At 56.3% G+C, this 11,059-nt stretch carries 9 protein-coding genes; 1 reads left to right on the top strand and 8 read right to left on the bottom strand.

The genetic code is table 11. The features are described from left to right. Window positions 1-102 precede the first annotated feature (102 nt). The 3 genes from ACTJJK_RS22415 to ACTJJK_RS22405 all read right to left on the bottom strand — a co-directional run bounded on the left by ACTJJK_RS22415 (window position 103) and on the right by ACTJJK_RS22405 (window position 2,220). The gene (locus tag ACTJJK_RS22415) at window positions 103-1,248 is read right to left on the bottom strand and encodes an XVIPCD domain-containing protein (protein WP_440731291.1); all 1,146 of its coding nucleotides are present in this window, start codon (window positions 1,246-1,248) and stop codon (window positions 103-105) included. A 29-nt stretch (window positions 1,249-1,277) separates the two neighbouring features. Next, window positions 1,278-1,841, bottom strand: a complete 564-nt coding sequence (locus tag ACTJJK_RS22410) for a hypothetical protein (protein WP_440731290.1) — start codon at window positions 1,839-1,841, stop codon at window positions 1,278-1,280. A gap of 118 nt (window positions 1,842-1,959) precedes the next feature. After that, window positions 1,960-2,220, bottom strand: coding sequence for a transcriptional regulator (locus ACTJJK_RS22405; protein ID WP_440731289.1), 261 nt, complete (start codon window positions 2,218-2,220; stop codon window positions 1,960-1,962). Window positions 2,221-2,458: 238 nt separating this feature from the next. On the opposite strand from ACTJJK_RS22405, the gene ACTJJK_RS22400 reads away from it, so the two are divergent. Beyond that, complete coding sequence (locus ACTJJK_RS22400) at window positions 2,459-3,199, top strand: hypothetical protein (RefSeq protein ID WP_440731288.1); 741 nt, start codon at window positions 2,459-2,461, stop codon at window positions 3,197-3,199. A gap of 66 nt (window positions 3,200-3,265) precedes the next feature. Here ACTJJK_RS22400 and ACTJJK_RS22395 read toward each other — a convergent pair whose 3' ends face one another. The 5 genes from ACTJJK_RS22395 to aceE are packed head-to-tail and all read right to left on the bottom strand — an operon-like array spanning window position 3,266 to window position 10,821. Next, a complete protein-coding gene (locus ACTJJK_RS22395; protein WP_440731287.1) occupies window positions 3,266-4,174 on the bottom strand; it encodes a hypothetical protein in 909 nt (302 codons plus the stop codon). Beyond that, on the bottom strand, window positions 4,158-5,972 hold the full coding sequence (locus ACTJJK_RS22390; protein ID WP_440731286.1) for an ORC-CDC6 family AAA ATPase: 1,815 nt from the start codon (window positions 5,970-5,972) through the stop codon (window positions 4,158-4,160). The genes ACTJJK_RS22395 and ACTJJK_RS22390 overlap by 17 nt, the downstream gene beginning before the upstream one ends. After that, the gene (locus ACTJJK_RS22385) at window positions 5,969-7,186 is read right to left on the bottom strand and encodes a metallophosphoesterase family protein (RefSeq protein ID WP_440731285.1); all 1,218 of its coding nucleotides are present in this window, start codon (window positions 7,184-7,186) and stop codon (window positions 5,969-5,971) included. Before ACTJJK_RS22385 ends, ACTJJK_RS22390 begins: the two co-directional genes overlap by 4 nt. After that, complete coding sequence (locus tag ACTJJK_RS22380; RefSeq protein ID WP_440731284.1) at window positions 7,183-8,082, bottom strand: DNA adenine methylase; 900 nt, start codon at window positions 8,080-8,082, stop codon at window positions 7,183-7,185. The genes ACTJJK_RS22385 and ACTJJK_RS22380 overlap by 4 nt, the downstream gene beginning before the upstream one ends. Before the next feature lie 33 nt (window positions 8,083-8,115). Further along, the gene (aceE, locus tag ACTJJK_RS22375) at window positions 8,116-10,821 is read right to left on the bottom strand and encodes a pyruvate dehydrogenase (acetyl-transferring), homodimeric type (RefSeq protein ID WP_440731283.1); all 2,706 of its coding nucleotides are present in this window, start codon (window positions 10,819-10,821) and stop codon (window positions 8,116-8,118) included. Window positions 10,822-11,059: the final 238 nt, after the last annotated feature.

Below are 11,059 nucleotides of genomic sequence, written 5' to 3'. Positions count from 1 at the left end.
CGGTTTCGGCGTAGAGGAAGGCGAGCGGGACGCCCAAGGCCTCGGCGATGCGGCGCGCGGTCGCCAGATCGGCGTCGTGGGTGGCCTTTTCGGACGATGTCGCTAGCGTCCGATAGAGGGGCCACGGGCCAGTTCGTCCTGCATCTGGGTCTGCATCGGGGCTTGCCCTAGCGCACGCTCGCTCAGTGCCTCGACCTTGGCGAACGAAATGCTTTCCGAGGTGCGCGTGGCCTCTTCGGTCTTCATGTGGGCGCGGAGGTGGGCTGGGTCGTCCAGTCGCCCCTGCACGACGAAAACGTTTTCGCCGGCAGCCACCCGGTCGGTTCGTGTACTGAACACCACGTGGTCGACCTGGGTTAGTCCGGCTTCCTTGGATAGAGCCAGCAGGCTGGCGGTGAGGCGTTCGCTGGTTTGGTCCCACTGGCGGCCGTGTTGCTGATCCTGGGCGCGCACGTGGCCGGCGATCTGAGCGTATAGCCCATGATCGCGGTGGCCCGGCTCAGTGGGGGAACGGGATACGGCACCCTGGGGCTGCCCGCGTGAGGCCGGGTCGGTTTGTTGCTCCGAAACAGGGGGCCTTACCAGCATGGCGTAGTCGCGCAGGTAGGCATCGCGCTGGGTCAGCACGCCATCGCCGCTGAGGTCGGTCAGCGGCTCCCGCCGCGTGTAAGGGAAGTTGGGTATAGGTGCCGCCAGACGGGCAATCGCCGCATCGTCGTCGATCCGGCCGGATTTCCACTCCGAGTAAATGCCGGCCGGCTCCAAACCACTGCCCCGTCCGTAGCCAATCGCATCCCACTTGGCACGGAATGCAGGATCGCTTTTTTGCAGATCATCGAAGATCGGGTATGCGTTGAATACCGTCTTCGCTTCAAGCCGGCTTCGGTACTCGACGTACTCGTCTGCCGTCTTGCCGCGAAACGGCTCGGTGCCGGTATGGTGCTTGTCGTGCCCGATCTCGTGAGCCAGGGTGGCGAACAACCGTAGCTCGGTATCGATCCGATTGGGGGCGTCCGGGCCGGTGAGATCGGCATAGGTCTTTGCGCTGATATAGATCTTCGGCGGCTCGGTGGCGTGGTAGTACGGCAGGTCGACGTGCGACGCCGGCTCGACACGGCCGCCCTTTTCGAAGAAGGCGGCGAAATCGGCGGTGGCGTGGGGCGATTGCAGAATCCAGTCGCGCGTGCGCTGAGGCAACGCCTGGAAGCCCGGCTGCTCGGCCAAGCGCGATCCTTTAGGTTCAGTCATGGTCTTTGGTCCTTCAAAAACAACGGCGGTTACTTCACCCCAGCCCGCCGCTCGGTCTTCAAGTGCAGAAAACTGATGTCCTCGACGCAACGCGGGTCGCTGCGCGACTCGGTCAAGGTCAGCTCCATGTCGTTCCGGCGCGCGCTGACGCTGCGGCCCGGCGAGCCGGTGTCCGATCCCGGCGGGGGAAGTTCAATTCCGGCAACGGCTGCCGCCTGGGCCATCGGATAACAAGGCTGGCCGGCCACCGTGATCGCCACGACCGGGCGATACCAGTATTGGTTATCGATCTGGACGCCGGCGATGACGAAGTGGTCGGCCAAACAGATCGGGTTACGCGCGTACACGTTCGGCGGGTCTTGGCTGGCGGCCTGGGCGCGGTAGAGCCGCATCAGCTCGGCGAGCGCTTGGTCGTAGCCCGACGGCCCCTGCAAGGCCCAGCGCACGAAATCGTCCATTCGGGTGGCGGATGCAGGCGTGGCGTGCTTCGGGGTGCTGCGCGCCGGGGAGGTCGAGCAAGCTGCTGGCATCAACAACGCCATGGCGACAGCCAGTGTCGCCACATCCTTACGGAACACGCCTGCGCTACTCACCGTTTCGCTCTCCTTGAACGCCCGCTCCCGATCACGGGAACCAGCTTAGAGCAGCGACCGAGCGCGGGCAAAAGCACATCGCGTTGCGCTGATCGGGTGCGACTCGTGGGCCTTGCAGTTACGCCCTATCGGTTGCCGTGCCGGCCTTCACCAGGCGGGCCTTGAGGTCGGCCACGGCCTTGCGCTGCTCGGGCTTGGACAACAGGCCCAAGGTCAGGATGGCCTCGGCCATGGTGTCGGTTTCGGCGTAGAGGAAGGCGAGCGGGACGCCCAAGGCCTCGGCGATGCGGCGCGCGGTCGCCAGATCGGCGTCGTGGACCGCCTTCTCGTAGCGGTTGATCCGTACGGCCGCGGTTTCTTGCGGTAGACCTATGGTCATGCCCAATTCCTTCTGCCCTGTCCTGATGAAACACGTCGTCTCGTTCTACTACCGAGCGACTCGACTGACAGAAGGCTTGCAGTAAATCGCATCACCGTCAATTACGATAATCGTAATTACGTTCAACGTAATTTCTTGCGCGAGATATAAATAATAACTATGCCACCACTCATAAATCCATAGCGCCGCACCCATGCCAATTAAGCTTTAGATGCTGATATCTAACAAGGAAGCTCACATGCGACAAAAACAAAGCGGGATAAATTGGTCATTCATTGCGATCAACACATTGATGGCCATCATCGGCGCACTAGTTATGGGCAGCATTCGATGGACAACAACTCTATCCGAAGGACAGGCGGAATGGTCTAACGTTATCGCCACCGTCTTAACTGGCACGGGAGCAGTCCTAGGTGGTTTCTTCCTCTGGCGCCATCAGCAAAACGAGAAGAGCAAGCAACTAAGAGCAGTTGGGATTGCGATATTTATAGATGTTTATCACCGGCTGCTGGAGCTAGAAGTATTTACCAACTATGATCGCTGGCTAAATTTCTTTAGACAGGTCTATAACATAAGCCCCTCTGAAGTACCCATCGACAGTTACCAGAAGCATAAGGACGCTGGAATTCGATTTATAGAATCGTTAATTCATGAAAGCAGATTCGCGGTTGATAACTTTGCCGTCTTAAGAGACAACCTAGGCGACGTAGAGGAGGAACAGTTGGAAGCCATGCTTCGACTGTTTACTTATCTAAGCGGAATCACCCTGCAACTCAAGAAACTACACTCAGCATGGAAAGCCACTGACATTACCTCCCTGCCAGCGTCCCTATCACCTGAGGCGGCAAGAATACTCGAATATGGAATTGGCGCTTGCGCTTACTTCCTGGGTAAACTTGATGGCATAGAGCGATCTAAAGAAAGAACGGCCTTATACGAAAAGTTCTATAGCGCACAGAAAGAAATACATAATGACTGATTCGATCCAGGCACAAGATAGGACTGAGTTAGCCTCAATCAACAACAAGCGACCCATTAAAGCCACTCACTCGTATCGAACCCTGAACGACGACGAATATTTGGATGGCAGCCTATCCCGTGGCAAATAATGCTTCCCGGCGCTGGCGCGCCAGACAGAAACATCCCTATATGCACAACCCGCCAGGAGCGCGCAAAAAGCAAATATCTTAGGCCCTAACGGCATTAATATGCACCTATAGTCATTACGCAACGAACTGACCAAAGAGAGCATCTTCCGCAGCAAAACCGGGCCGTCCAGTACTGGATAACTAATGACATTAGAGACCGGAGTTTCTCGCAATAACAATGAGTTAGACGAACTCACGGCCTTGTCATATTTTTTCAGGGGCGACTCTGGAAAGAAAAGCCATAACTCATAAGGGTCAATGTGTTCAATGATACCCAATGCCATCATCTGCTCATATCCCAAACCAGAAACTAAAACAACCGCCTTTGTTGCGTCTCCCGTCCACCCAGAAAGATGCCCAGACACTGGACATAGAAATTGATTTGTAGGCTCCACTTGACTGGGAGGAGAAAATGATGCAAGCGAATAGAATACATCAAGAACGAAAGGTCCAGACTTAGTTAAAACATCCAGGATACAAGCGAGGCGAAGGCGCGTGAAGCAGGAAATATCTAACAAAACAGTGATAGTTTCCTTGTCCCGCCTCGCCCCTAAAATCAGCTCTTTAACTCGACATTCAAAAACATCATCCGCAACAGACTCAAAGGAAAAACCCGCACTTATAAATGCACTCTTGTTATCTTCAAAAGAAAGTTCCTCACCATGACCATATCCAAATGTCACTTTTGAGGAGGCTTTTACATCTAACCGCTCAAGAACATATCGAGATCTGGTTTCATATCCACAGGCTGCAATAGCAATATCGTGCTCTGCACTCTGCTGAATCTGGTCAGTGTATAGGTTCATGAGTCAATCCCAACGAAAACTGGTTGGCGTCCAAGTCTGCATTGGACAAAATTCTAGAGAGATTAGCGGCCTTCCCTGCGACTAGTGGTAGTCGGTAATGGGGGGCTAACCAGTTCGACAGCCTAAACCGATATCCAATTATTCCATTTGCGAAAAGATTAAAAGCATCTCCTTTCATAGGAATAATGGCGCCAATATAAAGTGCTTGCTCTAAACATATAATGACATCTGGACTTAAGCTCTTATCTGCAACAAAGCTCAGCACAGGATCAGGCTTGAACTGCTTCCCAAGAATTTGCTCTCTAAAATATAGTCCTATAGCGCCGACCAAATCGTAGGTAGACATATTTTCTGCTGGCAACGCTTTGATCCGGGCCTCTATCCGCTGGATTGAATGTTCCAACTCACGATTCTGGTCTGCAACTTTGATTCGATCGTTTACGCTGACATAAGACAGCATAGATGCCAAGGTGTACTTCAACCAGCGAGGGTGCCCCTCGGAAACTGCAAATATTCGTTCCGCGCCGCAATAAGGAGCAAGAGTTCGACGAGAGATTTTTTTTAAATTATCTGCAGCATCTAAGCTCAAGTAGAGATTTCTAATTTCAGCCAGCGCACGGACCTTCCTTACAACTGAGTCACGCACCTTTTGTTCGGTTTGATTTAGATTCCCCAAGACGACGCCTTTCGAAACTACATAGCGCCTAAAAGTTTCGTCCTTCTGTGCAAGCTCCCGAAATATCCCCCCAAACTTGGCGTCTAAGTCATCATGCTCTCTCCGCTCCTTTCTGCCAGAAGCATTCGGGTTTTCCAGGACGGCAAACGGATTGTCCAACAAACTTGCCTGAGCCGGACATACTTCCATAACGAGACTTCTCCATAGAGCGACGCAAAACTCCTCTCTTTCACGCTCGGGCGCTCCCTCTTCTCGTGTTGCGTAGCTCAGAGATATAACATCATAATCATTGGCCGGCAGCGGACGTTCAGACCCTTGGGCGAAGGGAATCCGCTGTTTCGGAGTCAATGCATATTTCAATAACAATGGAGATGGCGCGGCTCTTAGCCCTGCAAAAAGGACCTGCTGAATGGAGTCTGGTGCAATTTCTAACTCATCGCACAACAGAGCCCACTTGCGCCCCTCATCCCCCGACAGTAAATTAAATATCTCGCACGCGGCTGCCGTCAATTCCAACGGATTCAGATGACCGAATGACAGCTCCGAATCACGGCGCGCAGAATCGCTCCATTTGCGTGGAAGCGTGGCAATTTCTGTAGCAATGGCCACTCGTAGCTCGAGCAGACTCCGTACTTTTTTCTCTGGCATCCACAGCCCTGCAAGCTTCTGCGCCAGGGACTCTTCATCAATCCGGTCACTAGAAATGTGGAAACAGCCCCTTTTACTCTCAGGAGATATTCGCCAGCGCATTACATCTATTAACGCGCTCGCGATCGACAGCGCATATACCGCGAGATAAGCAGCCTCTGTGCGTGCTCCGTCCAGCGACTTTATGGCATTAGTCAATGCGCTAACCCACGCGGTATCAATGGGTACGAAAATTCCAACATAACTTGGCGACGGCATACCTTCATCTGCCCCATGGCGCCAAGCGTGCAGCGCACGAGGATCTAACATCCTTAGGAGCGTTGTCTTTCCACTCCCGCGAGGCCCGACCAAGACGCAATGACCTCTGGAAGCAACTTCTAGGAATTGCGCTGGAGGTACGAATGAACTTGCGATCATTTCGGGGCTCAAGCCCCTCGCGTTATAGTGCTCGCCAAAAACATTAGAATGTTTCACGGCGAAGCCTCCCTAAGCAGCTCGCTTGGATAAATTGCACCCTCCTCAACGAGAGCATCTAATTTATGATCGGCTTTTAAGCGTTGCACGATTCTCGCCAAATCAGCAGGTGTCACATAGCGAATCCATGGGAACTCAGCCTCCACTCTTGACCATAATATTCGCTTTTTTTTATTGAATTTATGAGCAATATAACGAGCATCTGCCGCCGGGTTAGATTTGTGTCCAAATCCCGCACCAGTTGGAATCCGGCCCTTTAGACCTTCAAACGGACGAGCAGGGATCCAACTCTGCCCCTCTCTCCAGTCCCAAGCGCGAACGACGCCAGCCGTGCCGTTTGCGCCTATATATTCAAGATCTAACTCGACAATGTAAAATTGATTACTTACACCTGAGAAATGCGCGGGGGATAAAATCGCACTGAAACTACCTGCCGAAAAGACAACGGGGGCCCCACCGGATGGTCCTTGCGCATAGTCCAATCTAGGGCTGTGCTTATGTCCATGAATAACCATCCACGCCTGATTGGTCGCCTCTAATGTAGAGAGCAACTTCGTTCCCTGCCGCATCTCACTATAATCTGGCATGAACTGATTAAGGTCGGGATGCTTCATCGGATGGTGATGGCACAAAAGGATATTAAAACTACACGCATCTTGTTTCGCAAGCTCACTTTCAAGCCTCGCGATTGTGTAATCGGTGACCCGGCCATGCAAATACTCAGCCTCCCCTCTCGAGTGAGAGTTGCATGTATTTAGAACCACTATCCTTACACCATCCACATTGGCTATTAGGAAATGCTCAGCCCAATAGAAAAGTCGCTGCTCTAAATTCGCCTGCGGATAAGGATAAGTAGGCTGTAGCTGCTTTAAGTACTCCCATATCTCAGGAGATGTTATTGCGTTCCTAGAGAGAATGTCGTGGTTTCCAGTCGCAGCAAATACGTGCGCGGCGCCCAATTTCTCAGCAATAGTGTTGATAGCTGACCATGCATGACTAAGCGCCGCCTGATCCGCTTGATACGTTATGTCTCCAGGACAAAGAACAATATCTACTTGTAACTTAGAAGAATCTATCAGACTCAGAAGATCATAATATGGATGCTGCTTCGGCACATGCTGCCGACTTAATACTACATGGGTTTCATCCTTGCCTTTCTCGTCGCTGGCGAAATGCAGGTCGCTAAGGATCGCCAATTTGACAATTCTCGTCATGATCTAGCTTCCATGCGATAGTTATACGATGTGTATTCAGATATTGGCCGTCTTTTCTCCGGATCAGCCGATATGAGGTAACGACCATTTACAACCTCATGACACCAACCTGGCAGAAGATCGGACACGTCCGCATTGTAGGAGAAGAGTATTAGAGCTCCGCGATCCGACGCGCGGCGCAGGGCGGACATCAACCTCATGATGTCTGAATCACCCATTGCTCCAGGGCCGTATTCACCTCGGTCCCGAGATGATGCGCGCTTATATGGAGGGTCTACATATATGAAGTCACCGTCGGATGCTTCATCGATGGTTTTTTCATAATCAGCCACACGCAATGATGCCTTTCTAAGCTTTTTTGCGCAGGCCCTGACGTGTTCTAACGTGGGTAAAGGAGGAAGCTTTTTACCGAACGGCACGTTGAAAACACCATCTCGATTGGTCCTGTAAAGACCGTTAAAGCAGTTCCGATTCAAATACCAAAAATATGCAGCCCTTCGTTGCTGGTCAGACTCTTCTGCGAAACGCCTCCTAATGACCCTATAAGACGTATCGTCAATCGGAATCTTTGAAACAACTTTGTATATTCCATCAGGATCTCTTTTAAGAGCCTTATAGAAATTAACAAGATCCGTATTCACGTCGGCCAATCTTGCGCGGCGCGGGCCCAGAAAGAAGAACAGCACCGCAGAGCCAGCGAAAGGCTCGTAGTATCTATTGAAGACACGTGGGCATCGCGCGGATAAGGCAGGCAGTAAGCGCTGCTTACTCCCAGCCCACCGCAAGATTGGCTTCACCACCTGCCTCCCCACATAGCCCCCTTCGATCTTTGATACTGGCATCTCGCCGACGCAGCACAGATTGCCTGATGTTAGACATAGAAAGAAGGCGGCCATTGGCCGCCTTCTGAGCTACAGGGACGACAGCCGTCAAACCCCTAACGGATTCGGCTTCTCCACATCAATCTTGTACTGCTTGATAGCCCGAGCCACATCCTTCCCAGTCATCTTCCCTTCCGCCGCCAGGGCCGCGATGGCGGCGTGGGCGATGTAGTAGCGGTCGACTTCGAAGTGGCGGCGCAGGTTGGCGCGGGTGTCGCTGCGGCCGAAGCCGTCGGTGCCCAGCACGGTGTAGCGCATCGGCACGAAGGCGCGGACTTGTTCGGGGTACATGCGGATGTAGTCGGTGGCGGCGATCGCCGGGCCTTGGCGGCCCTCAAGCAACTCGGTGATGTAGGGCTTACGCGGGGCCTTGGCTTCCGGGTTGAGGCGGTTGTGGCGTTCGGCGTCGGTGGCGTCGCGGGCGAGTTCGTTGAAGCTCGGGCAGGACCAGATGTCGGCGGTGACGCCGAAGTCCTTGTCGAGCAGTTCGGCCGCGGCGATGGCTTCGCGCAGGATGGTGCCGCTGCCTAGCAGTTGCACGCGCAGCTCGCCCTTCTTCGGCTTGCCGGCGTCCTTCAGCAGGTACATGCCCTTGATGATCCCCTCGGCGCTGCCCTCGGGCATGTCCGGGTGGGTGTAGTTCTCGTTCATCAGGGTGAGGTACCAGTACTCGTCGCGCTGCTCGGTCAGCATGCGCTGCATGCCGTGCTGGAGCAGGGTCACCACTTCGTAGCTGAAGGTCGGGTCGTAGCTGCGGCAGTTCGGGATCAGGCCGGCCTGGACCATGCTGTGGCCGTCTTCGTGCTGCAGGCCTTCGCCGTTGAGCGTGGTGCGGCCGGCGGTGGCGCCCAGCAGGAAGCCGCGCGCGCGCATGTCCGCCGCCTGCCAGGCGCTGTCGCCGATGCGCTGGAAGCCGAACATCGAGTAATAGATGTAGAACGGCAGCATCTGCAGGTCGTTGGTGCTGTAGCTGGTGGCTGCCGCCAGCCACGACGAGAACGCGCCGGCTTCGGTGATGCCTTCTTCCAGCACCTGGCCGGTGGTGTCTTCGCGGTAGTACATCAGCTGGTCGCGGTCGACCGGCTTGTACTTCTGGCCGTGCGGGGCGTAGATGCCGAGCTGGCGGAACAGGCCTTCCATGCCGAAGGTGCGGGCTTCGTCCGCCACGATGGGCACGATGCGCGGGCCGACCTGCTTGTCGCGCAGGGCGATGTTGAGCGCCTGCACGAACGACATGGTGGTGCTGATTTCGCGCTCGCCGGTGCTCTTGAGCAGGCGGTCGTAGGTTTCGAGCGGCGGCACGGCGAGCGAGGTGCTGGCCTTGCGGCGGCGCTGCGGCAGGAAGCCGCCGAGGGCCTTGCGGCGCTCGAGCATGTATTCGACTTCCGGCGACTTCTCGCCGGGGTGGAAGAACGGCACGGCGCCGTCTTTGAGCTGTTCGTCGCTGACCGGGATGTTGAAGCGGTCGCGGAACAGGCGGACGGCTTCGTCGTCCATCTTCTTGGTGCCGTGGGTCGGGTTAAGCGATTCGCCCGACGCGCCCATGCCATAGCCCTTGACCGTCTTGGCCAGGATCACGGTGGGCATGCCCTTGGTGTTCACCGCCTCGTGGTAAGCGGCGTAGACCTTGTGCGGGTCGTGCCCGCCGCGGTTGAGGCGCCAGATGTCGTCGTCGGACAGGTTGGCGACCAGCGCGGCGGTTTCCGGGTATTTGCCGAAGAAGTTGTCGCGGGTGTACTTGCCGCCGAAGGCCTTGCAGTTCTGGTATTCGCCGTCGACGGTTTCCATCATCAGCTGGCGCAGCTTGCCGGTGGTGTCGCGCGCGAGCAGCGGGTCCCAGTAGCTGCCCCAGACGGTCTTGATGACGTTCCAGCCGGCGCCGCGGAACTGGCCTTCCAGCTCCTGGATGATCTTGCCGTTGCCGCGCACCGGGCCATCGAGGCGCTGCAGGTTGCAGTTGATGACGAAGACCAGGTTGTCGAGGCCTTCGCGGCCGGCGACCGAGATGGCGCCGAGCGATTCGGGTTCGTCCGTCTCGCCGTCGCCGAGGAAGGCCCAGACCTTGCGGTCGGACTTCGGCATCAGGCCGCGGCCTTCCAGGTATTTCCAGTTGCGCGCCTGGTAGATGGCGCTGATCGGGCCCAGGCCCATCGACACCGTCGGCACCTGCCAGTAGTCCGGCATCAACCAGGGGTGCGGGTAGGAGCTGACGCCGCGGCCGTCGACTTCCATGCGGAAGTTGTCGAGGTGCGATTCGCTCAGGCGGCCTTCGAGGAAGGAGCGCGCGTAGATGCCGGGCGAGCTGTGGCCCTGGATGCCGATGAGGTCGCCGGGGTGGTCGCCTTCGGGGCCGCGCCAGAAGTGGTTGAAGCCGACGTCGTACAGGGTGGCCGCCGAGGCGAAGCTGGCGATGTGGCCGCCGAGGTCGCCGGGCTTGCGGTTGGCGCGCACCACCATGGCCATGGCGTTCCAGCGGATCAGCGAGCGGATCCGCCATTCCATCGCGGCGTCGCCGGGGCTCTTGGCCTCCAGGTGCGGCGGGATGGTGTTGATGTATTCGGTGGTGGGCTGGAACGGCAGGTGCGCGCCGGCGCGGCGCGTGACTTCGACCATGCCTTCGAGCAGCTGATGCGCGCGCTCGGCACCGTCGCGGGCGATGACGGCCTGTACGGACTCGACCCACTCCTGGGTTTCGGTCGGATCGGGGTCGTTCTGGAGCAGGTCGTGCAAAGAGCTGGCAAGCGGCTGATTCATCGATCTCGCGGCCCCGTGGCCGCGCCTCAAAGGTGGGGGACGGATTAGAGCACCGAGTCTAACAAACGGTGACGGGGTTACGGCTTGCGGTGGCGGCTGTAAAGGGTGGAATAGTCCGTTTTGGCTAGGGGTGTGCTGGGGGTGGCGGGTGGGGTTGGGCGGGTTGGCGGGTCGTGGATGGGGTGACGCTGGGATACGCGGGCGTGTGGTTGGGGGTGGATTCCCCTTGTTGCGCCGC

The organism is Lysobacter sp. 22409 (assembly GCF_052045105.1).
GTDB lineage: Bacteria > Pseudomonadota > Gammaproteobacteria > Xanthomonadales > Xanthomonadaceae > Lysobacter > Lysobacter antibioticus_B.
The sequence above is the reverse complement of the archived record's forward strand: the minus strand, read 5'-3'. Positions and strand labels throughout refer to the sequence as shown.